At 37.3% G+C, this 23,551-nt stretch carries 29 protein-coding genes and 1 pseudogene; 16 read left to right on the top strand and 14 right to left on the bottom strand.

Translation table 11 applies throughout. The features are described from left to right. Positions 1 to 236: 236 nt before the first annotated feature. The 3 genes and pseudogenes from NY607_RS24290 to NY607_RS01485 form a co-directional block, all read right to left on the bottom strand. Positions 237 to 524, bottom strand: a pseudogene (locus NY607_RS24290) (tyrosine-type recombinase/integrase); the annotation flags it as partial. 98 nt (positions 525 to 622) lie between these two features. Beyond that, complete coding sequence (locus NY607_RS01490) at positions 623 to 946, bottom strand: site-specific integrase (protein WP_066037494.1); 324 nt, start codon at positions 944 to 946, stop codon at positions 623 to 625. Between the two features lie 189 nt (positions 947 to 1,135). Beyond that, positions 1,136 to 1,321: a hypothetical protein gene (locus tag NY607_RS01485; protein WP_066037495.1), complete on the bottom strand. Its 186-nt coding sequence runs from the start codon at positions 1,319 to 1,321 to the stop codon at positions 1,136 to 1,138. A gap of 1,394 nt (positions 1,322 to 2,715) precedes the next feature. Here NY607_RS01485 and NY607_RS01480 point away from each other — a divergent pair. Continuing rightward, the gene (locus NY607_RS01480) at positions 2,716 to 3,348 is read left to right on the top strand and encodes a hypothetical protein (protein WP_066037497.1); all 633 of its coding nucleotides are present in this window, start codon (positions 2,716 to 2,718) and stop codon (positions 3,346 to 3,348) included. A gap of 51 nt (positions 3,349 to 3,399) precedes the next feature. Beyond that, the gene (locus tag NY607_RS01475) at positions 3,400 to 3,942 is read left to right on the top strand and encodes a hypothetical protein (RefSeq protein WP_225340902.1); all 543 of its coding nucleotides are present in this window, start codon (positions 3,400 to 3,402) and stop codon (positions 3,940 to 3,942) included. Positions 3,943 to 4,129: 187 nt separating this feature from the next. On the opposite strand, the gene NY607_RS01470 is transcribed toward NY607_RS01475, so the two are convergent. Further along, complete coding sequence (locus NY607_RS01470) at positions 4,130 to 4,363, bottom strand: DUF3923 family protein (RefSeq protein WP_066037514.1); 234 nt, start codon at positions 4,361 to 4,363, stop codon at positions 4,130 to 4,132. Positions 4,364 to 4,592: 229 nt separating this feature from the next. On the opposite strand from NY607_RS01470, the gene NY607_RS01465 reads away from it, so the two are divergent. From NY607_RS01465 to NY607_RS01455, 3 genes are all read left to right on the top strand, one after another. Beyond that, on the top strand, positions 4,593 to 5,243 hold the full coding sequence (locus tag NY607_RS01465) for a hypothetical protein (RefSeq protein ID WP_259418990.1): 651 nt from the start codon (positions 4,593 to 4,595) through the stop codon (positions 5,241 to 5,243). 125 nt (positions 5,244 to 5,368) lie between these two features. Then, a complete protein-coding gene (locus NY607_RS01460) occupies positions 5,369 to 5,521 on the top strand; it encodes a hypothetical protein (protein ID WP_167444836.1) in 153 nt (50 codons plus the stop codon). A gap of 179 nt (positions 5,522 to 5,700) precedes the next feature. Then, positions 5,701 to 6,861 (top strand): MFS transporter, encoded by a 1,161-nt coding sequence (locus NY607_RS01455; RefSeq protein WP_048390548.1) that lies wholly within the window; start codon positions 5,701 to 5,703, stop codon positions 6,859 to 6,861. Positions 6,862 to 6,929: 68 nt separating this feature from the next. Here NY607_RS01455 and NY607_RS01450 read toward each other — a convergent pair whose 3' ends face one another. From NY607_RS01450 to NY607_RS01435, 4 genes are all read right to left on the bottom strand, one after another. After that, the gene (locus tag NY607_RS01450; protein WP_048390551.1) at positions 6,930 to 7,277 is read right to left on the bottom strand and encodes a VOC family protein; all 348 of its coding nucleotides are present in this window, start codon (positions 7,275 to 7,277) and stop codon (positions 6,930 to 6,932) included. A gap of 107 nt (positions 7,278 to 7,384) precedes the next feature. Beyond that, the gene (locus NY607_RS01445) at positions 7,385 to 8,551 is read right to left on the bottom strand and encodes a Ger(x)C family spore germination protein (protein ID WP_054548797.1); all 1,167 of its coding nucleotides are present in this window, start codon (positions 8,549 to 8,551) and stop codon (positions 7,385 to 7,387) included. Between the two features lie 130 nt (positions 8,552 to 8,681). Beyond that, positions 8,682 to 8,927: a YkuS family protein gene (locus NY607_RS01440; RefSeq protein ID WP_004228871.1), complete on the bottom strand. Its 246-nt coding sequence runs from the start codon at positions 8,925 to 8,927 to the stop codon at positions 8,682 to 8,684. A gap of 81 nt (positions 8,928 to 9,008) precedes the next feature. Further along, positions 9,009 to 9,986: a dimethylarginine dimethylaminohydrolase family protein gene (locus tag NY607_RS01435; protein WP_131519899.1), complete on the bottom strand. Its 978-nt coding sequence runs from the start codon at positions 9,984 to 9,986 to the stop codon at positions 9,009 to 9,011. A gap of 118 nt (positions 9,987 to 10,104) precedes the next feature. On the opposite strand from NY607_RS01435, the gene NY607_RS01430 reads away from it, so the two are divergent. Then, positions 10,105 to 10,302 carry a transmembrane Fragile-X-F protein gene (locus tag NY607_RS01430; protein ID WP_054548795.1) on the top strand — a complete coding sequence of 66 codons (198 nt, stop codon included), beginning with the start codon at positions 10,105 to 10,107 and terminating at the stop codon, positions 10,300 to 10,302. A gap of 136 nt (positions 10,303 to 10,438) precedes the next feature. On the opposite strand, the gene NY607_RS01425 is transcribed toward NY607_RS01430, so the two are convergent. Beyond that, positions 10,439 to 11,014, bottom strand: a complete 576-nt coding sequence (locus NY607_RS01425; RefSeq protein WP_054548794.1) for an LOG family protein — start codon at positions 11,012 to 11,014, stop codon at positions 10,439 to 10,441. A 79-nt stretch (positions 11,015 to 11,093) separates the two neighbouring features. On the opposite strand from NY607_RS01425, the gene NY607_RS01420 reads away from it, so the two are divergent. Beyond that, the gene (locus tag NY607_RS01420) at positions 11,094 to 11,411 is read left to right on the top strand and encodes a MazG nucleotide pyrophosphohydrolase domain-containing protein (RefSeq protein ID WP_054548807.1); all 318 of its coding nucleotides are present in this window, start codon (positions 11,094 to 11,096) and stop codon (positions 11,409 to 11,411) included. A 10-nt stretch (positions 11,412 to 11,421) separates the two neighbouring features. Then, complete coding sequence (locus NY607_RS01415; protein ID WP_259418989.1) at positions 11,422 to 11,865, top strand: GNAT family N-acetyltransferase; 444 nt, start codon at positions 11,422 to 11,424, stop codon at positions 11,863 to 11,865. Positions 11,866 to 11,898: 33 nt separating this feature from the next. On the opposite strand, the gene NY607_RS01410 is transcribed toward NY607_RS01415, so the two are convergent. Further along, positions 11,899 to 12,351 carry an NUDIX domain-containing protein gene (locus tag NY607_RS01410; protein ID WP_259418988.1) on the bottom strand — a complete coding sequence of 151 codons (453 nt, stop codon included), beginning with the start codon at positions 12,349 to 12,351 and terminating at the stop codon, positions 11,899 to 11,901. A gap of 95 nt (positions 12,352 to 12,446) precedes the next feature. Here NY607_RS01410 and NY607_RS01405 point away from each other — a divergent pair, with 95 nt between their 5' ends. Continuing rightward, positions 12,447 to 12,947, top strand: coding sequence for a hypothetical protein (locus NY607_RS01405; RefSeq protein ID WP_227744841.1), 501 nt, complete (start codon positions 12,447 to 12,449; stop codon positions 12,945 to 12,947). A 270-nt stretch (positions 12,948 to 13,217) separates the two neighbouring features. Here NY607_RS01405 and NY607_RS01400 read toward each other — a convergent pair whose 3' ends face one another. From NY607_RS01400 to NY607_RS01390, 3 genes are all read right to left on the bottom strand, one after another. Beyond that, positions 13,218 to 13,922, bottom strand: coding sequence for a Fic/DOC family protein (locus NY607_RS01400; protein ID WP_048390571.1), 705 nt, complete (start codon positions 13,920 to 13,922; stop codon positions 13,218 to 13,220). Positions 13,923 to 13,925: 3 nt separating this feature from the next. Continuing rightward, positions 13,926 to 14,111 carry an antitoxin VbhA family protein gene (locus tag NY607_RS01395; protein ID WP_131519903.1) on the bottom strand — a complete coding sequence of 62 codons (186 nt, stop codon included), beginning with the start codon at positions 14,109 to 14,111 and terminating at the stop codon, positions 13,926 to 13,928. Positions 14,112 to 14,415: 304 nt separating this feature from the next. Next, the gene (locus tag NY607_RS01390) at positions 14,416 to 15,588 is read right to left on the bottom strand and encodes a multidrug effflux MFS transporter (protein WP_193767302.1); all 1,173 of its coding nucleotides are present in this window, start codon (positions 15,586 to 15,588) and stop codon (positions 14,416 to 14,418) included. A 276-nt stretch (positions 15,589 to 15,864) separates the two neighbouring features. On the opposite strand from NY607_RS01390, the gene NY607_RS01385 reads away from it, so the two are divergent. From NY607_RS01385 to NY607_RS01370, 4 genes are all read left to right on the top strand, one after another. Then, the gene (locus tag NY607_RS01385; RefSeq protein ID WP_131519905.1) at positions 15,865 to 16,716 is read left to right on the top strand and encodes a GNAT family N-acetyltransferase; all 852 of its coding nucleotides are present in this window, start codon (positions 15,865 to 15,867) and stop codon (positions 16,714 to 16,716) included. 103 nt (positions 16,717 to 16,819) lie between these two features. Then, a complete protein-coding gene (locus NY607_RS01380; RefSeq protein ID WP_066037504.1) occupies positions 16,820 to 17,353 on the top strand; it encodes a GNAT family N-acetyltransferase in 534 nt (177 codons plus the stop codon). Between the two features lie 160 nt (positions 17,354 to 17,513). After that, positions 17,514 to 17,729 carry a hypothetical protein gene (locus NY607_RS01375; RefSeq protein WP_054548789.1) on the top strand — a complete coding sequence of 72 codons (216 nt, stop codon included), beginning with the start codon at positions 17,514 to 17,516 and terminating at the stop codon, positions 17,727 to 17,729. A 136-nt stretch (positions 17,730 to 17,865) separates the two neighbouring features. Continuing rightward, positions 17,866 to 18,645: a class I SAM-dependent methyltransferase gene (locus NY607_RS01370; protein ID WP_131519906.1), complete on the top strand. Its 780-nt coding sequence runs from the start codon at positions 17,866 to 17,868 to the stop codon at positions 18,643 to 18,645. Positions 18,646 to 18,854: 209 nt separating this feature from the next. Here NY607_RS01370 and NY607_RS01365 read toward each other — a convergent pair whose 3' ends face one another. After that, positions 18,855 to 19,250 (bottom strand): hypothetical protein, encoded by a 396-nt coding sequence (locus NY607_RS01365; RefSeq protein WP_048390581.1) that lies wholly within the window; start codon positions 19,248 to 19,250, stop codon positions 18,855 to 18,857. 192 nt (positions 19,251 to 19,442) lie between these two features. Here NY607_RS01365 and nagZ point away from each other — a divergent pair, with 192 nt between their 5' ends. The 3 genes from nagZ (at position 19,443) to deoD (ending at position 23,545) form a co-directional block, all read left to right on the top strand. Further along, positions 19,443 to 21,131, top strand: a complete 1,689-nt coding sequence (gene nagZ, locus NY607_RS01360) for a beta-N-acetylhexosaminidase (RefSeq protein ID WP_259418987.1) — start codon at positions 19,443 to 19,445, stop codon at positions 21,129 to 21,131. A 66-nt stretch (positions 21,132 to 21,197) separates the two neighbouring features. Beyond that, the gene (locus NY607_RS01355; protein ID WP_259418986.1) at positions 21,198 to 22,634 is read left to right on the top strand and encodes an AcpB/EbpR/MafR family transcriptional regulator; all 1,437 of its coding nucleotides are present in this window, start codon (positions 21,198 to 21,200) and stop codon (positions 22,632 to 22,634) included. A gap of 203 nt (positions 22,635 to 22,837) precedes the next feature. Continuing rightward, positions 22,838 to 23,545: a purine-nucleoside phosphorylase gene (gene deoD / locus NY607_RS01350; RefSeq protein ID WP_054548784.1), complete on the top strand. Its 708-nt coding sequence runs from the start codon at positions 22,838 to 22,840 to the stop codon at positions 23,543 to 23,545. Positions 23,546 to 23,551 lie beyond the last annotated feature (6 nt).

Here is a 23,551-nt window from a genome sequence, read left to right as displayed (position 1 = left end):
ACTTCGAGTGACTAAAAAGTGACCAAAAGGTGACCCCAAATGAATTTTAGTAACAGTTGGTGATTAATAATGAAAACACAATGATTGAAAATCGTTAATAAATAGAGCTTTTGATTTACACTGAAACCTTATGAAAGTTATAGTTAACTATCAGGCTGATATTTTTTCCAACGAGCCCGTGGACATCGAGGACTTTGAACAAACACAAGAAAAATGGCATTGTCGTGGCTGTAATTTTAGGGAGTTATGTGCGCAGAAATATGATGAAAAATTGAGCAAGTGACCAAAAAGTCATCGAAATGGTCGCTTGCTTCATTTTTATCCTTTTTGGTTAAATGACTATATGTGTTGATTGTCATTTTTATATCAGAGTGACCGAGTTGCTCCTGTATGATCTTAAAATTTACATACCGACTGACCATAAATGAGGCATATGAATGTCGTAATGCGTGAAAATTCAACTTTGGTAAACTGTACTTTTCAATAATTCTTCTCCAAGCAAGATTTATAGCAGCAGGTTTTGATGGATTACCATCTGATTTTTTGTAAAGTTTAAGTTTAAGGGAGTTCCATCATCATCTTTTATCAGATTCCAAGCATCACTCTTTTCATTTTTTAGTTCCTAATAGCCATCAACAAATAACTTTAGTTCACGCATCAAACTCTTTGGGACGTTAACTAATCGAGGCTTTTTGTTTTTTGGGGGTAAAATTTTTAGTTTTCTAACTTCAATATCAAATTGAAGGGTTTTGTCTACATAGATAGTATTATTTTCAAAATCAAAAGATTCCACACATAATCCTGCTATTTCTGCTAGTCGTAGTCCAACCATTGCTGCCAACTTAATCTGGAGCTTGAGTTTAGGATTTACGTTTTCTAATACTCTGAAAAGATGTTTTAACTGTTCTTCGTTGTAAAATTCTAAGTCCTTCTTTTTAGGTTCCAAACGAGAAGATTTAATGTTTGTCCATAGGATTATCTTTAATTAATTTCTATTCAATCCCTTTAGAGAAGATGCTTTTTAAAACAGTATATTGTCCTTTTGCTTCACTAGGACATCTTTCTCTCCATCTTTTTAGACATTCTACTAGATATAGGGTTTAGATGTTAGAATGTTTATAGTCACCTAAATCCTCTATAATACATTGATCAATAAAATTTGCAAATTTAATATTTTCAACTTTTCATCTTCTTTATTTAATACTTCGATTTCAAAATCTGTAATAGCTTCCTTTATTGCATATTGCACGATCAGACATGGATTTCGTACGTATGGTTTTAGTATATCTAAGTCGTTTACCAGTGTCTTCATCATACCCATGTTCAACAGTAACTTTTATTCGAGGTTCTCCTTTCTTGGTAGGTGGTAAAACTACATATAAATCCTACTTACTCTTGTACCCTTCAAGAGCTTCATCTAAAAAGTCTTCAGTTACGTTAAGAAAATCAGCTAGCTCATAACGATTCACTATTTGTAATTTATGAGCTTGTATTATTTTTGAAAAGGAAACAAGTATCATGTATCCCAATCCACGTGCTCTCAACTCTTGTGGAAACTCTGTTCCGCCACCATTTGCCGAAGCATTTGTATGAGCAAATTTACCTGAGATGTGTGCAACTAGCAGTAGATACGCAATGAATATTTGATAAATTTTGTAGAGAAGGGAGAATGGAAATGAACAACATAGTTATCCACGAATTAAGGAGGAAGTTGCAGCTATTTTAAAACAATCACCAGCAGAGCCCACATTTGAAGATACAGTTATAGAAGGAAAAGAAAGACGTTATACAATAATTAATGAGCTTGATGTTGAAAAGTATTTAAACATTGGAGAGCGACAAGAACTAGCGATTGTGTTAGTTAGGATCTCCAAAACATTAAGAATGGGATAAACCGTTGGGAAAGAGTTGCAGATTTTCCTTAGAGTTAATGAACAATATGCTATTTCTTTTCATATTTTTTACTATCCCATGCCCAATTTAAAAAAGCATAAACAATTACTGCCCATAAAGAAAAGAAGAGATTATTAAGAAAATCCCAATTACCTTTTTTGAAATAATCCGAAACAGATAAAAGTAAAAAAAGTATAACGAAGTAAACAATATTCAAGTATTTTCTGATAAATGTCATTAGAATCACCTTAATATGTATTTTGTGTAAATTATAACATAAAAAGTCTTAGTGATTTGTGACTTAATGCTTCTAGCCAATGATGACTACTACCAAAACCTAAAACGCATCATCAAGACTGTGGAAGACCTATACAACGAGTTAGGTGAGGATATGCATACCATTGTAGATATGCGTTACTGGATACAGATGACTGTTATGAATGCGAGGACATAGCCGATAAGCTTATATTTCACGTCATAAGGTATTGTGTAAACGTAACATTTTAATAGATAAAACAGCAGAAAGTATTGGTTGGGTTTAAAATTTATTTCATTTCATTTGTATTTTTTAACACTACTAAAGTCATGTTTTATTATAAATTAAATATTATTATAGTAGAATCTTGATTTGAAAAAATAGATGATTCAATATAAGAACCTTCATCATTAAAGAATGGAGGTTCTTTGGCAATGAATTGGTGATTTAACACTTTATAAATTGTAACTATTTGTCATTTAATAAAAGGTAATTAAATACTATTTAAGTTTATTTTGTAAAATTATACAATTGCGGTGTACCCAGAAAAATAAAGGAGTGGAAAAATGAAGAAATTTAGCGGATTATTGATAGTTTTATTTATGACTATATTAGTAATTCCTGTAACAGCAAAAGCTAACGATGATATTTTATCGGAGTTAGTAAAAAAAGAGGCACAAGATTACTGTGGTGTTTACACTCTAAGTCCAATGGACGGTTTTGAACCTATAGAAGTGCCTGAAGGCGAAATTCCAACTGATGAAATAAACTTTGCTGAAGAGAACGAGGCAATGAAAGCAGCGTCACCGATGAAAGATCAGGTGGCAACATCATCCTCTGGTTCAAAGATTGTAATGCCAGCAGCTAAAACTAGAAATTACGGTTATTGTCATATTTATGAGTATCATATGAAGTTTTCTAAGGGGAAAATAAAATATGAAACTCAAGTAAACAATGAATGGAAATCACAATTCAAATATGCTTATTATCCAGCAAAATCTATGGATATCGCAATGGAAGTAATAAATGGAACAGACGAACTGTTAAAAGATCCTACAGTTAAAGATCGTTATACAAAAGAATTTATTTCGTTTAAAGAAGGACAAAGAGTTAGGGTTGCAATTCAAAAAGGGAGTTCATGGTCAGGGTCATATTCAAAGTATGATTGGATTATTGTATCAATGTTCCCTGTATTCTAAATGTGTGTTATAATCTATATTATGGAAATTTTTAAAGAAAGTGACTATGGTATGGAAAATAATAAAATTATACAAAATGTGAAACAAACTATTTCTGGGATTGAAATTGGGTATTTTACCACTGCCAAAAACTATATTTATGATGAGTATTTTAAATATTTTAATGATGATGATAAAGAAACTAAAAAATATGCATTATTAATTTTTACATGCATGTTAGGCAACTGGTTTAATAAGTCTACTTTTGTCTTTAAACCTGAAAAGGAACGTTTAAAATACAACAATGAAAAAGGAACAAAATTTTTTAATTTTGAGGATTATATAACTTCATTGTTAGATAACTATCAAAATATTAAACAAGAATTTCCTTATATGTTTGAGATTATTGTTGTGTATTTAATTTTGATAGAAAAGGATAAACATATGATTTATGAAGAATGGTTTCCAGAAATTAATCCGGAAATATTTCAAGAACTTAGGGAGAAAATTTTAATTCCCAACAAAAATCTGGTCGATGATTGTCATCCAATAAAATATTTATTTAGAGAAGTTGGAATTAAACCTTTTTTCAAAGGTGATTTTTTTGATGAATAAATACTAAAACCACATTTCAAATGTACAGCACCCCCTAAGTTAGGCCAAAAATCTAACTTTTAGCCTGTAGACCTCGAGGACTTTGAACAAACACAAGAAAAATGGCATTGTCGTGGCTGTAATTTTAGGGAGCTATGTGCATCAAGGTGAAAAAGAAGCGAGTGCTAATATAGCCTCTCGCTTCTTTTTAAGTGATTTTCGTAAAGTGAGCTTTTGTGCTTTTTTTAATAAAGTAAAGAAAAATTAATTGCACAAGTAAAACGATTAGAAACATGATGCCCAAAATAATGAATGAAACCATTTTCACTTCAGGTGTTTGCACAATCCCTGCACCATCAACATTTCTTGCCCCAATAAATACGGCGATGCCAGAAAAGATCAATAACCATACAATATTTACAGCCCACCAGAATATTTTCATACCCAATATAAACACCTCTTTCTTCTTGTAATTCCCTCTTGGAGCTTAATTATAACAATTTACCTTAAATTTGGAAATGTCCGATAGACGGTGCTACATCTCAGCCTACAGACGGATTGACTATTTTAAAAATAGAAGTTTTTCATAGGCTTCATTCCTTGTTTAGGGGATATATGGTAAATTTGGTATGTGCATATTACGTATTACCTTAGAAAGGAGGCAGCATATGATGAACAATAAAAAGACGTTTATAGGATCAATCGTTATGTTGGGTATTTGTATGTGTCTGTTTTTTCCGTATCCCTACAATGAAGCGATGATCGCACATACTACATTCATGTCGATTCCCATCGAAACACAGGATGGATACGTGTTACTTGGCATCTTTGGCTCGATTTTATTTATAATTGCTATGATTTTACTACTTAGGAGTATCAACAAATATCATTTTCGAACATTTGTTATTGTAGTATTACTTTATTCATTTTTACCTCATTTGCTTATCATGGCGTATCAAGAAACCTTTGCTAGTGGCATTATGGCCATTTCATACAAAGGGGATGGAGAATGTCGTTTTGATATGGTGAGAAAAGACTTAATGAATGGGGAATGTACCATTGTCCTACATAATCGAAGCAATGAAGCTGTGTCCTTTGATTTACAATTTATCGATACGAATTTTTTTAAAGGCGATAAGCGGATGAATTCACTTATGAATATAGCAGGGCCATATCATGTGACCATCGAGGCCAATCGTGAAAAAGCTATTCATCTAAAGGAATTACTCCATTTAACAAATGTTCCTAATCATATAGAGGGAGGTGGCTCCTCCAAGGTGCATGTTCAATTAATAGACGGTGACAAGGAAAGAACTTTATAAATAGTCCATGCGTGGAAAATATTTTGCGTCTTATACATAGTTCAACATTGTATTTGCTTTTGTGGTAAACTTGTATTAAATTATAGTAAGCTATGAATTGATCTTGAGAGAGGAGGCAAAAAGTCATGGAAACTATTTTCAGAAGAACGGCGATTGAGGTAAAGACATTTTTACAATTAGATGATTTAGGCTCAAAGGGACCAGTCTGTGGTTTTTTAAGAAAACAGCATAGTGAAAGTAGTAACCGGAAGCTTTTTGCTTTTGTCAGTCATGTGTGAAAAATGACTTTTTAACCATACAAAGTAATTGGTAGACGCCGGTTTTATGGCGTCTTTTTTGTTGTGATAAAACGGAGAGAGGGTGAGTGAATTGCTAAAAAAACTAAGACAATTAAGGAATGTTGCAGTGTTCCAAGCGCTTCTAATTTAGAAAAATAATTAGAAGCGAGGAATTTACTATGAAAAAACAACCAATTTTTACTTCATCATTTCTTTTTCTATTCATAAGTAATTTTTTTATTTTTATAGGATTTGAAATGTTATTGCCTATTTTACCAGCCTATTTATTAAGCATAAACGCCAATCCGATGCAAGTAGGCTTGGTGACGACGGTATTTACACTAGGTGCCATTACGATAAGACCTTTTGTAGGGTACTATTTAATGGATCATAAGCGGAAAAAACTAGCGATTGTGGCAAGTATAGCCTTACTCATAATTACAATGCTGTATCCATTGCTTAACACGATTTGGATTTTCCTATTACTCCGACTTTTCCATGGAACAGCGTGGGGTGTATCCACGACAGCCAATAGTACAATGGCTGTAGATAGTATCCCTAAAGCTCGATTAGGAGAGGGAATGGGCTATTTCTCGGTATCCACAACCGTGGGAGCGATTGTTGCACCAAGTCTCGGTATCCTTATTTACAGTACTTTTTCTTTTCACACGCTGATTTGGTCGTCAGCCTTCCTAAGCCTATTTGCGATCATAATGCTTTCCTTTGTGCATGCAACAACACCTATTCAAAATGACAAGCAGCCATTTCGGTTTATGGAAGCGATATTTGAAAAAGAAGTAAGGTTTCAAGCAGTATTGACTGTTGTGACGACGCTGGGTTTTGGCGCTATTATTACATTCTTAGTTCTTTTTGGTGAACAAAAGGGATTAAAGCATATTTTTCTATTCTTTCTTATCAACGCAATTGTTTCCACTTTAATACGTCCTTTTACAGGGAAATGGTTTGATAAGCATGGACCATGGTCGATCATTATTGTGTCAGCGATTTTCGGTTTTCTATCTTTAATCGTGTTATCCTATACTACAAATAATTTCACATTGATTATCGCCGCGATTTTATTTGGTGGAGGCTATGGCACCGTTATGCCGTGCCTACAAACCTGGGCTGTTCAAAAAGTAAGTGAAGCCAAAAGTGGTGCAGCCAATGCCACTTTTCTTTCCAGTTTTGATGTTGGAGTAGGTATGAGCGCATTTATCTTAGGAATTTTAGCTGAATGGATAAGTATAGAAATGATTTTCCGACTTGTTAGCCTTAGCTTTCTTCTTGTCGCTCTGTTAGTCTATCGGGATTACATTCTTAATAAGAAAACAAACCATTAATATAGGAAGAAGGACCAGTCTCAAGTGTCTGGTCCTTTTTTCTTTGACTTATATAACGCAAGGGTAAACTATTTTTCCCAAAGCTCAATCAGTCGACCTTCTGGATCTTTAATCCAAATAAACTTTCCAAATTCGTTACACTCTAGAGGTTTTGCGAGTGGGACATCAAGATGTTCAAGATGCTTTATCATCTCGTTTACATCATGAACTTGGAAATTTAACATCACTTGCTGTTCTGCTGGAAAATAATTGTCCTGTTCAGTGAAAAAAGAAAAGATCGTTTCATTGCCTTCTTGGGGTTTAATGATTGTCCCATTCCAATCGTTTATTTCTAGCATCAAGGTTTCGCTATACCACTTTTTTACAGAATCTAGATTCTTTGTTCGCCAAAATATACCTCCAAAGCCTTTTATCATCGTCTCGATCTCCTGTCTGTTTAACGTTTCCTCATCTTTTCCATTACTATAGCATGACAAGATGGCCATAAGAAAGAGACCATGCCATTTTGGATGGTCTCTACCTATTATTCGGTAATCGTTTCTGCAAATGTTTTTCGGCCAGGGCTTACTTTATTAATATGAATATCGATTTTACTGATGGAATCTTTGCTTAAAGGAATTTTGCCATCCTTCTCTAATCTCTTCCAAGCCTTTACATTACTACGATAGAGATATTCGGATAGACGAAAGACATCCGCATCCATTTTTAGTCCTTCCTCAAAGGTAGTTAGGATTTCTTCCTTGACGGCTTTTTCTACTTTTTTTCTTACCTGATTGGGTGTCAGCTTTCCTTTAAAACCATTTAAAATCGTATCGAATTTTAAATTTACCTCAAACTTTACATCATTACCTTTCACAATTGGCTTGACTTTAACATCTAGCTTTTTAATATCGACGGTTAAGTAATCACTTTTTTCATTATTTTCTAATTCGACGGTGATTTCTCCTTGCTTTGTTTCATCATTCATCCACTCGATTCCACGTGCAGATTTGCCTTTAATATAGCCTTTAAAACTATCCTTTGAAAGAATACCAACGCCAGCAAAAAAGGTTTCTGTTTTGGGGCCATCCATTGTCTCCCAGTTTTCGTTGACGGTTACATAAGGAATTTTCATTTCGTGGTTGGGCTCATTTAAGCCAATGACGAGCTGTCTTAAATTAACAGGCTCTACAAATGACTCCTGCTTCGCTGTATTTTTAGGATTACTTAATTTGGTGGCAGTTGGTGATTTCTCTAACAATGGAGAAACTAATAAAACATCCTCGATAGGATCTTGGGTACAGTAAACCCAAATATGATATCTTGTCTCTCGAAAGCGTAGAAAAGTATCAATAACCGCAATCGCATGTTCAGCTTTCATGGCACTCTCTGAGAAGAGAAGAAAGGTCATATGTCCCCAAAATACTTCTTGGTCCATTGAACGATACAATTTGTAAATGGCTTCTTCTATTGTCTTACCCTTCGCTTGACCAATTTCGGTAGGCGCTGCATTAGGGTTAGCTGATTCTGTTTTCGCTACGTTAGCAAAGTTGATAATTTGTAAGTATGCTGTATATTCATTATCCTTGTAGTCAACCCCCACACCTTGTACGTAATACATGCGTTGCGGCTCTGTTACATCCCAACAGCCTGATAGCAGTAGTGTAGTCGTCAGCATTAAAATAACAATCGCAATTTGTTTTTGGCTCATATATCTCCCTACTTTTTGAAGTTCGTGTATATTAGTTTGTACAAGAACGCAAGGTATTATAAGTAGAGACCATTTGTATGTAGGAAAGTGCTGCTCTCGTCAAAATGACGTAGAGACAGCACTAATGATTTTAGTGGAAATATTTTTGGACGCGTTCAACGACCTCGTTTGCCGATAGTCCATTCGCATCAATCACAGGACCTTCCATAACTGGATCACTAATTCCCATGACATCGCGATCCTGACCTGTAATAATACAAGCATCACATTTTTTCGCATCCTCTTCATTGCGAAGCTGGATGACTTCAAAGCCTTGTGCTTTTAAAGCATCTTCGATATTCGTTAATGATTGTTCCACACCAATAATTCTAGACATTTCTTGTCCACCTCCTACAAATAATGTGCCATTTCAGGTTGCTCATTATTCATACTATTTTTTAGTGGGGAGAGATAATTTCTAGAGATCCGTGCGTAATAGGGGTTGTGTACTACATCTAAAAGAACCGCCAAAGCTTCGAGAAATCGTAAAATCAACATATTCTACGGTGATACCTCTCTTCGCTAGTTGCTCGCCAATCCATGTAAATTCTTTGTCTGTAATATAGACTTCTTCATTAATAGGTAAGCCGTTAGTAGCAAGTTTTGCGGCATCTTCTAGGGAAACGTGAATTTTATCCCAATCTTTTAGCTGTTTGGGAATACCATCAATGAGTGCTTCCTCGCAGACAATCATTAGACCCTCTCTAACGAGGCTAAGCGCACAGTCGAGATGAAGAATGGTTGGATGAAGCGGCACTTCGACCACCGTATAATCAAAGTTACTTGCTAAATTACGCAGCCACTGCACACCATTTTTATTGGAGGCTAGTCCTGAATTCCCGACAAAAATCGTTTTATTTAACACTAACACATCGCCGCCCTCTAAAAACGGGCCAGCTTCAGAATCTAAACCATCTGCCATATCAGGCTTTGGAATGGAGACATAGAAGCATTGATTTTCATTTGCTTCCTGTGCTAAAAGATTACGTACGGGCAAAACTTCGTTGCGTCTATGTGGGAATCGAAGGGAGCCCTCGATTAAAAAATGGCCGATAGTGAAAAAGGGATCGCGAACGAAGAAATTGCTATAGCCATCTTCTTTTCCTACTTCTTTTTCATAGTCTGTTAAACGTCTTGGTACTTGTACTTCTACCCCGTATTTTTCTAATACTTTTTTTAAATTTGCTCGTTCCAATTCCCATTGCTGCTGTCTTTCTGGAAAGACATCTTTAAAATTTTTACCGAGTGTATCTACGCTTGCATAAAGTGCTAGTGTTTCTTCTGTTAAAAATTCATCATCTGTTGGAGCCTCCTTAGCTGGAAAAGCAAATTCCGATTGCGCCATGACAACTCGTTTTAAAGGAGCAAACTCACTTTTTACAAAAATATTCGTCATCTTACTGCCTCCTGTTGTATGATTTAGAAAAAGTAGTGAAAATTTTTCCTGTAATGTTCCTTATCGTAAGATATATAGTTACTATATAGTCAAGGATGGGCTGTAAGGTGGTGAAATGATGGGCATTGCAGAAGTGTTGACCATTGTCTTTGTCGTATTAAAGCTAACAAATGTCATTACATGGTCGTGGTGGCTGGTATTATTACCAGCGATTCTTTCATTTAGTCTGTATGCCATTATTGGGCTGGTGAAGCTTGGGATGGTATTGATTGCTGTGGTAGCAGTGAAAAGGCGGGAAAAGAAAGCAGAATTATGAAATCATAGTAGCCAAATTCTAGTAATCAGAACAATCAGGTCCTTCTTTTGTTTCGCATAGTCATGTAGGATCGTATTGGAGATTAGAGCATGAAAAAGGTGAGGATAGTTCAATTAGGTCCACCCTCACCATTTTATTATTTGCTTAATTCATAAGTTTTCACAGCTGGAGGAACAAAGCTTTCACATTTATCTAATAGTGCTGCTGCGTCCTCATCAACAATAAGTGCATCACGATATTGTGCTTTTAAAAATTGTTCATTTTGCATATGGTCAAAGAAAGATATTAATAAATCAAAATAGTTTTCCATATTGAAAATAGCACAAGGTTTTTGAAGCAGCCCGATTTGATTCCACGTAAATACTTCAAAAAATTCCTCTAATGTTCCAGGTCCACCAGGAAGGGCAATAAAGCCATCTGCTAATTCCATCATTTTACTTTTACGTTCATGCATTGTCTTTACAACAATCAGCTCTGTCAGCTGTTGATGCGCAATTTCACGTTCTTCTAATAATGTCGGAATCACCCCAATGACCTTGCCGCCTTCTTCTAGCACTGTATTCGCTACTGTTGCCATGATGCCTACAGAAGCACCACCATAAATAAGAGTAATTTGTCTTTTGGCTAATTCTTTTCCTAGTAAAATCGCTCCTTGACGATAAGCATCGGAAGCGCCTAGACTGGATCCGCAAAATACGGCAATACTTTTCATAGCTGATTTCCTCCATATCTGATCGAATTCTTTTATAGTATAATTTATTTTGAAGAGGAAGGAAATGGAGGAAACTGAATTGGAACTAAATGAATTTCAACGCTGGGTAAAGGATTACTATGAAGCACGTGGCTGGTCAGAGCTTAATATTTTTACACGTATTGGCTTCTTGGCAGAAGAAACAGGTGAGGTAGCCAGGGCGATTCGAGCAATCGAGATTGGTAGAGATCGACCAGATGAAAAAACACCATCCTTTGAAGAAAATAAGCAGGAGCTAATTGAAGAGCTAGGGGATGTCTTAGGAAATCTTATAGTGATTGCCAATCAGTACGATATTCCATTAGAAGAAATATTTGCAGCTCATCAAGACAAGCTGATAAAGCGTTACCAGGAATAGGAGGATCGAGATGGAATATCAAGTAGAGGTTTTACGGGGACAGCATGAGGATTTTACAAATTTTTTAAGCGAAAAAATTCGTGCCTTTAATAATGAGCAATCTCCTTATCATCGCGAAAGTAGAAAGAAGGGTGCGGTTCTTCCTTTACAGTTAATCGTCACAGATCAACAGCAGCAATGGATAGGTGGTATAACAGCTGAAGTCTACTGGGGATGGATAGAAATACATAAATTTTGGTTTAGTGAAGAATATCGTGGAAAGGGAATTGGCACAAAGCTCTTAGCACAGGCAGAGTTAGTAGCCAAGGACATGGGGGCAACAAAAGCCCTACTGACAACCTACGAGTTTCAAGCGCGTACCTTTTATGAGGCACATGGCTATCAAGTAGTGGGAGAAATTAAAGATTATCCACCAGGCAGTAGCTACTATACGATGGTGAAAGTGCTTCCTTAAGAATAGGCTGTCTAAGGAGATAGACAGCCTGTTTTAATTGACATCGCCCAAATAGATTGTTGTTTGTTGTCCTCGTATAAATTTCTGTAATGGTTGGGTAAGCGCTTTGGGGTAAAGTCTATATGTATGAAGCTTTTCAATCGGTATCCATTGTGTCCCAATTTGAAGACTATCAGGATTCGTTGGTTGACAAGTTTGCGCATTTAGCTGACAGAGAAAATAATATTCTACCTGATGTACATCAGCGTCAAAGGCGGCATGCTCATGATTTTGTCCGATGTATTCACGGATAAATAACAGCTCTCCAATGTGAACGGAGGAGCCAATTTCCTCCAGGCATTCCCTTTGCAACGTCTTGTGAAAGGTCTCTCCATGCTCCTGTCCACCACCTGGACAAAGGTAAAAGTAGCCCTCTATATCTTGATTTTTTGTTAGCAATAGTTTCCCATCCACGATGATGATGGCTTTGACAGAATTTCTAATCATGGACTTCTCCTTTTAATTGTTATTTTTCGTGATCATGACTAAAACGCTTCATGAATGTCTACCTTAGTAAAAAGGGGAGATGAAGCGTGTATTCAATGTCCAATTTTAAATTACTTGTCGAAAAACAGACCGAAATTGATACCATTTATCAGAAATGTAATGATTTAATTCAATCAACTGTTACGCCAAAGCTAGATGCAGAGGTCGAGCAGTTTTTAATGCTAGTTGAACAGCATTTGACACAGCAAGGCTTTACAATTACGAATACATCAACAGGGTTAATCGCCAATTATCAAGAGGCTGTCATTAATGTAGATAAACATTCAAAGCATTTGGAAGAATGCTTTTTTATCAATTTAAATAGTTATGCTGAGGATCAAGTCTCTATTGTACTCGATATCTCACCAACGATGCTACCGAAAATTTCAAACCAGCTCGATGGCTACACAGATATTATTGAGCAAATGACGGATAAGCTAAAGCAAGCAAAAAGTCTAGAGAAAGCCTGTACGAATCCCAAATTTCTTTATAAAACGCAAAGCAACAAAGTTTTTCATACCCCTCAGGAAGTGTTGGATTATTATTTTCAAGGATAGGAGAAGCAGCTAGAAAAAACTAGTAGGTGTATAAAAAGTGGAAAATTGATGTTGAGGACTGACCTCAACAGTATAGACAAATAAAAAAATACACCTTCGATTGAATATGGGGTTAAAAACTAAATTTCAATTAGGAGGTGATTTTTCTAAGAGTAAAAGGTTTTAAATGAATTAATTGATCCCATTTGCGAAATATATATATAAAGGATGATGATTCAATTACAAATCACCATCCTTTTTAGCGTATTAAATCTGTAAATAAATCATTCCTTAATCCGTTTCAAAGGGCTTTTCTTTATACTTGGAAACATCATAACGCCCAATTACTTGATAATTAGACGTTTCATCGTCAGCCTTGAATTTATTGAAATCAGCTACATCCAGAGCATCTGTCATCATCTTCAATAAATATTGTGGTTCCGGAGCTTCTTCTACTGCTGCAAGAACTAGTGCATTTCGTAAATATCCTGCATACTGTGAGAGCAATTGAGCATTGAAGTCTAGCCTATTTGCTTCAGCAAAAAGCTTCATGAAAATCGATACCGTTCGTGTATTTCCTTCTCGGAAAGGATGAACACGCCAAAGTTTTGTCATAAATGAAGAAAAGTCCTCAACAAGGAGAGGATTAGAATACTTCCATTGCTTAGATTTAGACCAACTGAAAATAGTTTTTAAATCAGATACAATGTGATCTTTATCACTATAAGCAACAGATAATCCACTTAAAACATGTTCGCTTTTATAAATATTGACTGTGCGGAATTCTCCTGCCCATAAATATAGCTCATGAAAAAGGAAGTGATGAATCTTTTGGAGACTTTTATATTTTTGGAAGTCAATCTCATGCGTGATAGAAGAAATATCTATAATCCCAGCGATTAACAGTTGTGCTTCAACGTCAATCAATTGTTGTTCATCTCGAATATTTAATTTGTTGATTAAGACATTTGTATTAGGATAAATATATGGGTCCATAAACTACTGTGAAGCCCTTGTATATTTTTCAACAATCGCTTGTTTCAATTGGCTGGATGATACTTGACCATTTTCATATTGGTTTAAGAGGTTCTGTGTAAATGCGCTCGGTTTTCCACCGTCAATGGCAGCCAAACCAACTGCGAATTGCACTTGCTTTTTACGTTCTAAGGATGAATTTTCTTTCATAAATAACACCCCTCACTTTAATGGTATATCTATTATATCAGTTTTATGCATCAGGAGATAGTTAGATCACTGCACGATGCCTACTGACATAGTTCAATCTTTGTCATTAAGTATTTACACTTTGAGTGAGAAAATTCAATAGGTGCCAGTGGGGAAAATTTAGAGCTAGGCTATCCTATAATCAAAGTGGGTGAAATTTTACGAAGAGTAAAATTTCACCCACTTTTTCTATTCGGAGGAGAGGTTTTGTTCTAGTCTTTCATCTATCTAAAAGAGATAGCGATTGGAAGCCCGCTTTCTTCCATTATCGAATAAACTTTCTCCCGCAAAGCCACATTATCAAGGATAGACCTAAGAAATAAAGTGGCATTGTCAGTAAAGAACCGTTATGCAGTAAGCTCATACCAGATGTGATGGCACTGACGAGTAAGTAATAGCCGAGACTAAAGATAGCGCCTGCTGTGCCAATCACATCCTGAAAATCTACTAACGCTAAACTTAAGCAATTAGGAAGTGCGATGCCCGAGCCTAGCAGTGTGATAAAAATAGTAATCAGCATACCAATGGCCATCATGCTCGCGTGCAATGGCAGGGTACAAACGATGGTCAAAAGCAAAGTGCCAACAAGCATTACCAAACAGCCCACATGGATGATTTTTTGTGGCGAATGGCTGATGACGAGTCGCTTTGAAATCATAGCCCCAATTATGGAAGCAAGGGCAACGATAATGCCAAGAAATCCGTACAGGCCAGGTGACAGCTGGAAATGCTCGATGAATATAAAGGGTGCTTCGGCATAGTAGCTAAATAGAACACCATTAATGCCTCCTATTAGTAGCCCATAGACAAGCACGATGGGTGAAGCAAAGATGCGTTTGACGACAGGCCAAATCGCTGTTCTTTGTCTTGTTGCAGGATTGGTTGTTTCTGGAAGTCTGCAATAAGCATAGATAAACAACAGGATACTCATGATGACAAGGACAAAAAACACGGCTCGAAAGCCTAATGCTTGATCCACCCAACCACCAATTAACGGCCCTATAGCTGGGGTAAAGGCAATGACGGCTGAAATTTGAGCAAACATAGCATGGCGTTGACTTCCCGTCACACTTTCACGCAAAATGGTTTGCGTAATAATGGAGCCAGTTGCAGCGCCGAATGCTTGTAGCAATCGACTTGCTAATAGAAAAGGGATTGTCTCTGCGTAAAAGCAGAGTAGGCTACCTATTCCATAAAAAATTAAACCACCTAGCATGGCAGGTCTACGGCCAATAAAATCAGAAATCCATCCCCAGCAGAAAACACCGAACGCAAAGCCAATAAAATAGATACTTAATGTTAATTGGACAGAGCTATTGGCTACATCAAGTGCAGCGGCAATATCCGGAAGTGATGGTGTGTATATTGTTTCACTAATTTGTGGAAAAGCCACAAGAACAATCATTAATAATAAAGATGGTACTGCCTGTTTTTTCAACATATTGCCCTCCTACAAGCAAAATTCTACTTTGTTAGTTACAAGTAGATTGCGTAGCTAGGGAAACGGCGGGACCATTATAAGAATACGTTCATAGGATGTCATGTTGAAATCACCTTTATATGCTTGAAGTAGGAGTGCATAGTCTAGCAACTATTATAGGCTATTTTACAATAATTATATAGTAATAATTGCTAAAGCTAAGAGATATTGCTTGTATATGGAAGGGGGATTTTGTAAAATGGAACATATGTTCTTTCGAGAGGGTGTATCTAATTGAATTTTGAGCTAACTTTATTTACTTCTAGTGATATTCAGGGATTAATCGAGCTATCAGCTTCCGTTGGATGGGATTACGATGCCTACGAAATTGAAACGATTATGGCAGCAGGTAGAATAGTTGGACATAAAAATATGAAAGGAAAAATTGTTTCCAGTGCAGCCATTATTCCCTACGACACAAATGTAGCTTCCATTGGCATGGTGATTGTACATGAGCAATGCAGAGGTTTTGGCTTAGGTAGAATCGTTACACAAGCCTGTATCGATAGTGTTTCAGCGGAAACAGCGATTATGCTCGTAGCTACAATAGAAGGACAACCTTTATATCAAAAAATGGGCTTCACGACTGTTGAGCATGTACATAAATATTTGGCAGACAAATATGTTGAGACGACTAGCAAAGCCGATTTTTTAGGCACTATCAAAGAATTTCAAGAACAGGATTTTGAACAGCTGGCCCAACTTGATGCAGCAGCCTTTGGGGATAGTAGAAGAATCTTTTTGCGTAAAAGAATACAGCAGTCACAGCGCTGTGTTGCTATCAAAAATCAAGACAACCAAATGATTGGCTATGGCTTAACAATCGCGGGGCCAATTTATCTACTTTTAGGACCAATCGTCGCGCCAAGTAAAGAAATAGCGCATCATATTATCAATGAATTGGCTAAGGGCTATCAGGGAAAATTACGTATCGACTGTCCATCAGTTCAAAAGGAGCTTGGTCCAATTTTACAACAAAGTGGTTTTACGATGGCTGCCACACCACCTGTCATGATCTGTAATGCCAAAAAAATACCTACAAGAAATCAAACATTATTTGCTCTAGCAGCACAAGCTTTCGGGTAATCAAACGTGCAAGCCTACTTTGGGGTTTGCACGTTTGTATTGTCAAAAAAGGATTTTGTAGGAAGAGTAGAGAATGATATGGATGGTAGAGGAGGGGAACAGCATGTTTCCAGAATTAGAAACAGCAAGACTTAGGTTAAGAGAGCTCACAGAGGAGGATGTTCCTGCGATTTTTCGTTGCTTTTCCAATGAGGCTTTAACACGCTATTATGGGCAGGAGCCTTTTGCTGACACACAGCAGGCTGAGCAGTTAATTAAGCAATTTGCTAAAAATTTTGAGGAAAAGCGCGGAATTCGTTGGGGAATTGAACGAAAAGATTCGAATGAAGTGATTGGTACAGTTGGCTTCCATTTATGGTCGGCGGCACATCAACGAGCAGAAATTGGCTATGAAATTCATCCTGATTACTGGCGGCAGGGTTATACAAAGGAAGCTGTGCAGAAAGTAATTGCATATGGTTTTGGGGATATGAACTTAAACCGGATTGGAGCCGTTGTTTTTTTAGAGAATGAGGCATCTTCCAAGCTGTTAATTCAGCTTGGATTTCAACAGGAAGGCATATTGAGGGACTATATGTATCAAAAGGGACAAGCACATGATACATTTATCTATTCTTTGTTAAAAAAAGATGAATAACGTAGCTTTAGCGCTTTTATAGAATAATCATTTACTTGGAAATGGATAATAAATAATAATTTAGATGGAGTTTTGAGGCTGCTTTTTTCGGTTATAGTTCTTATATGAACAACAATTCATAAGTTCGTGTAAAAAAGTAACAGATGAGGGGCTGGGTGTTATGGAGCAATATAGCACAGCTTATTTTCAAAAGCTAGATTTACTGTCAAGCTTATACGCGGGACAGGCTGCTTTAAAGGATTCCCTTCCAACAGAGAAGGTCAAGCGGATGGAGCGCTATCAACAAATTGAAGCGGCGATTACAAAACTAAATAACGAAATTAGAATAATTGAACGGACCATATTAAAGTCCTCCCATCCTACTAGAAATAGTTAATGGTAGCTCAACCCATGCATATCCCAGCATGGGTTTTTCGTTTGATAAGGTAATCTTATGTATTTTTATAATAATTATAGATTTTTCTTATGGGTGATCTACTAGTACACTAAAACAAAAGGGGAGGGTGAAGAGAATGGGGATTGATTTTCATAGTCAGCAACATCGTACGTCTTATACAACTAGACAGGCAGATAGCTCATGGAAGGCAGCGTTAGCGAAACATATTCCTTTTCATAGTATGGGAAAGGCAGTAGATATCGGCTGTGGTGGAGGGATTTATGCCAAGGCACTTGTCGATATGGGGGTGGCATCTGTAACAGGTGTAGACTTTTCACTAGCCATGCTAGACGGAGCGAAAGAAAATTGTCGAGCATATCCGCAAATCACATTTGTGCAAGGAAATGCTTTCAATACAGGGCTTGCAGGGGATACTTTTGATATCGTGCTTGAACGAGCCTTAATTCATCATATACAAGATGTCAAAGCATGCTTTCAAGAGGCATTTCGGCTTTTACAGCAAGGTGGTTATTTTATCGTACAGGATCGCACCCCAGAGGATTGCTTACTTCCAGGGGATGCTCATCATATAAGGGGCTATTTCTTTGAAAGTTATCCTTCGCTTATTCAAAAGGAAGTAGAGCGCAGACACACTAGTCAGTTGGTGACAGAAAGCTTACAAGAAGTAGGCTTTCAAGAAATTAGTGAACTCAAACTATGGGAGACGAGACAGGTCTATGCTAATAAGGAGCAATTATTGGCTGATTTACAAGGTAGAGTGGGGCGTAGTCTATTACATGAGTTAAATGACATCCAATTATCGTCCCTTCTTGAGCATATAAGGAATGCAATTACCACTGAAGGTTCCATCATTGAAAAGGATCGATGGACGATTTGGATCGCCAAGAAAAAATAATAACCACCTTCTGGAGAGGATCAACCCTCTCCATTTTTATTCGATTCCAGCATCAAAATCTTACTCCGCTTTCTCAGAGCTATCCGTCAATTCACAGGATCTATCCCCCACTTTTAACTTTCTATCCATCACTTTAGGGTTGCTATCCACTACTTTGCACATTTTATCCGCTTTCCCAGAGAAAACCCTTATAGCATCACTATAAGGGATTATTTAGCAAGTGCTAGCAAAAATTCATCGCGGTCTGCTTCTTCCTGCATTTTACTATCGACAAGCATTGCACCTGATTGAACACTTGTGATGTCGTTGTCTACCAGAAACTGTACATTGACCTTGGCTACTTCATTGTTCACCGTGCAATCACCCTCAAACTCTACAACATCCTGTCCCTTTTGTGTTTCAAAATAGACCCAATATGGATTTTCACAGGCAGAGGCAAAGGCACTCTCCAAAGTTTTTGCGCTATTTTCATAGGAATAGTTTTTTACGTATGTAATATATTCATTGTCTGTAATATCCTTTTGTGGACCATAGAAGTACCAAAATACCGCTAAGATACCGATTGGCACAATCCACAGTATATTTCTTTTACTTAATTTCCCCATGTGTTATATCCCCCTTTATGTGAATATTTTAACATCTTCTTTTGCATTTTTGCTAGCTTACGATAATATTTTCTATTGAAGGCTGCGATTCTGTTCACAGCGTGAGCTTTGAATTCAGGTGGCAGTTATGATAACGTTAGTTGATAGATTTGTTTCGATGTCGCCAAATGGCTTGGTGAAGGAGGTTTTTACATGCATAAAAGAAGACGTGGTGTGCTGCTAGTTCTTGTGCTGATGTTAATGGGTCTAGCCTTTTTTATCGGCATGAAAGTGAGGCCAGTCACACTACCGACTAGAAATCCTGAGACAACGCCCGTTCAAGAGGATGCGTCCGAACAGGAAGGTGGTTCAGACAATATAGAGGTCCTCATACAGGATATTGCTCAATTCGCGCGAGAAGGAAAAGTACCTGATGTGCCATTTGCAGCAGGAGATACAGAACAACAAGCGGTTCGTGAGCAATGGGGAGAACCGCAGCAGGTCACGGAATCCGCCAATGGACAATATGAGGATTATGAGGATGTGACGATTGGTTATCGAGGTTCACAGGCCTTCGATATCCGTTCATCGAAAGAGAATATCAAAAGCATTCGTTTAGCAGATATTAAAAATAAGTTGGGTGAACCTGATGAAGTTCGTTACTATCAGGATCCTTCAACCGATCAAATTATTCTTGTCTACCAAGTAAATGCCAGCTATCAATTAAAGTGGATTTTACCGAAACCGATTGACGGTGATGCCAATCCTACTGTTCATCATATTTCGGTCTATACGGAACTGAAGCCACAAGCGCCAGATACGGTGGAACAAATGACATTGGACGAGAAAATCGGTCAAATGATGTTTGCAGGTGTTTCAGGTACGACGCTTCAGCAGGAGACAATAAGCCTTATTCAAAAGGCTAAAGTAGGTGGTTTAATTCTTTATGGCAATAATCTTGAAACACCCCAGCAAACGGTCACATTGATGAATGACTTAATGGCTGCCAATTCGAATAATCAGCTACCACTTTTCCTTGGCACCGACCAAGAGGGTGGAAAAGTAGTCAGATTACCAGGCGCTTTAAAAAATTTCCCAACGAACCGAAAAATTGGGGACATTAACCAATCCAAGTTTTCATTTGAAGTAGGCCAATTATTAGGGGAGCAATTAAAGGCATTTGGCTTCAATCTGGACTTTGCGCCTGTATTAGATGTCAATAGCAATCCGAATAATCCAATTATCGGGGATCGTTCGTTTTCCAATGATCCAGCTATTGTCAGCAAATTGGGCATTCAAACAATGAAGGGTCTGGAGTCGGAGCAGGTTATTCCTGTCGTGAAGCATTTCCCTGGGCATGGTGACACATCTGTGGATTCCCACTTAGAATTGCCAAAGGTGACAAAAAGCTTGAACGATTTGAATAGGCTAGAGCTTGTCCCATTTAAAGAGGCCATTAACAATGGTGCAGATGTCGTCATGGTCGCACATATTTTATTGCCAAAGATCGATCCCCAGTATCCTTCCTCCATGTCGAAGGAAATTATCACAGGTATACTAAGAAAGCAGCTGGGCTTTGACGGTGTTGTGATGACTGATGATATGACGATGAAGGCCATCACGAATCATTATGCGATCGGGCAAGCAGCTGTCGATTCAATCAAGGCTGGTAGTGATATTATTTTAATCGCTCATGAATATGCCAATATTACAGATGCGATAGAAGCGGTGAAGGTAGCCGTCAGCAATGGGGAAATAACAGAGGAACGCATCAATGAAAGTGTCCAAAGAATCCTAAAACTAAAAGAAAAATATCAGCTTGTCAATCAGCCCGTGCCAGCAGTTGATATCAACAAGCTTAATACGGACATCGAAAAAGTTTTAAATACGTATATGAAATAAACGCAAAAAGGGACATACAGCTACCAGTGTATGTTCCTTTTTGTGAATGATGGATAGGGTGAGAACGTGGATAAGGAATTCAAATTAGCTAGTCAATTATTACTGTTACTAGATTCTGAACAAAGATGGTTTACTTTAGGGGAGGTTGAAAAAAGCTTACATATTTCAGATAAGACCATACGGAAGCTCGTAGAAGAGATCAATCGGCAATTACCAGCAACAATGACGATTGACGTATCTAGAGGAAAGGGAATTTTTCTACAACGAGATGGGCGAAGTACAACCGTTAGTGAAGTGCTTTCGAGCATGTTCAGGCAAACCATCTTCTATCGCTTCATGCACTTATTGTTTATCAATGGGCAACCTTATTCGATGGAGGAGCTAGCAGAGGCGATGTTTATGAGCACTTCCTCGTTGAAGAAGCTGATTACGCAACTAAATAATCATGATTTGAAGCCGTATAAGCTACGCATTACATACTCGACGCCCGCCGTAAAGGGAAATGAATTGAATATCCGCTATTTTTATTGGAAATTATATGGTGATGCCTATGAGTATACAGGATGGCCATTTACCAATAGTGACTTTGATTTTATCAATCAATGCATCACGCAAATAGAGCATGAGCAAAGCATTGTTTATTTTATTAACTCCAAAAGGAAATTATCCTTTTTAGTGGCGATTGTCTTGGAAAGAGCCAGAAAGGGGAACTATGTCAAAATTACGGAGGATGATTACGCCTGGGAAAGAGGAATGTTCTATTTGCCGGTAAAAGACTTTGCACAGGCACTGGAAGAAAAATTTTCGATTGAATTACCAAAGCGTGAATTGTTTTTTATGCAATCTCTATTTAGTCTAAGCCAATATCATTATTATGAAGGATCAGACATGACGCCAATGAAGGAAATCGAATTATATAAAAATAAAGAAATTGATCAAATGGCGCTGCAGTTATTCACCTTATTGGCAAAGGCTTACCCTAATCTACATATGAATGAGCGGTTTAGCTTGGAGGTATATGAGTTTTTAGACAAGCTTTTAATCGATAATGCCATCCCTGAATGGCTGATGATTTCAAAAAGTAATTTAACAAACTATGTCCAAATTGAATGTCAGCAAATTTACCAAGATATGCAGGTCTGTATGCAAACATGGAAAAAAGCGTACCCTTCTATCCTGTATAATGACTTTCATTTAACCAAGCTTACCTTGCTTGTTCGTTCAGGGCTACGTTATAAAAGTAAACGAGCCTTCTTGGTCATTGGAGAGGAATTTTCAATCCGCCATTATATCGCCAATTTAATCAAGAATGAAATTGGGGACCAGCTGATTATTAATACCTCTATTATGAAGGGGTTAACGGATGAGATGGTGCAGCAGCATCACATTGATTTTGTCATAAGTAATTTTCCCGTTGCCTTGACGACAGTGCCGGTTGTTATTATATCTACGATTCCTACCAAAAGGGACTTAGATAATATTCGTCAAGAATTACTTCGGTAATTTGGTCAATTATTTCCCGTACACAACGTAACAATCTGGTCTAGTTTGTCAGGATTATTAAACCTTATACTCATAGTAGTTTCTGAACAGATTTCTTGTAAAAGAAGTAGTTTTGGAAATGGCTATGGGTATTTTTTATTGGTAAATGAAAACGGTTACCTAATTGGATTGGAGATAAATGACAAGTTTTTGGAGGAATGAAAATGAGTAGACATTTAGGAGCAAAAAAGGGAGAAATAGCTGAGCGTGTCTTGCTGCCTGGAGACCCTTTACGTGCAAGATTTGTAGCAGAGCATTTTTTAGAGAATGTCTATTGCTATAACGAAGTAAGAGGAATGTATGGGTATACAGGAACGTTCAAAGGTGTACCGATTTCCGTGCAGGGGACGGGCATGGGGAATCCATCGATGAGTATATACGGTACTGAATTGGTCAACGATTATGGCGTGAAAAAATTGATTCGTATTGGCACATGTGGCGCGATGCAAAAGGACATTCAAATCCGCGATATCATTCTAGCCCAAGCAGTGTCTTCAGACAGCAATTTGACGGAGAAAATTTTCTACGGCAATAATTACGCACCAATTGCGGATTTTTCCTTATTAATGAAAGCGTTTCAACGAGCGCAAGGGAAAAAAGGCAATGTGTTTGTTGGCAATATTTATAATTCAGATGAATTTTATCGTGAAACATTAGACAGGCTTCATAAGTTTATGGAATTCGGTGTTTTAGGGGTAGAAATGGAAAGCACCGCCCTCTATACGTTAGCCGCAAAATATGGGGTAAAGGCATTGTCTATTTTGACGGTAGGTAGTCAACTATTAACAAATGAAAGCTTAACGCACGAGGAAAGTGAAAAATCCTTTTTTGATATGGTGGACATTGCTCTTCATACAATCATCGATGCGTAAGGGATT

It is taken from the genome of Lysinibacillus sp. A4, from assembly GCF_024919535.1.
Taxonomy (GTDB): Bacteria; Bacillota; Bacilli; order Bacillales_A; family Planococcaceae; genus Lysinibacillus; species Lysinibacillus capsici.
The sequence above is the reverse complement of the archived record's forward strand: the minus strand, read 5'-3'. Positions and strand labels throughout refer to the sequence as shown.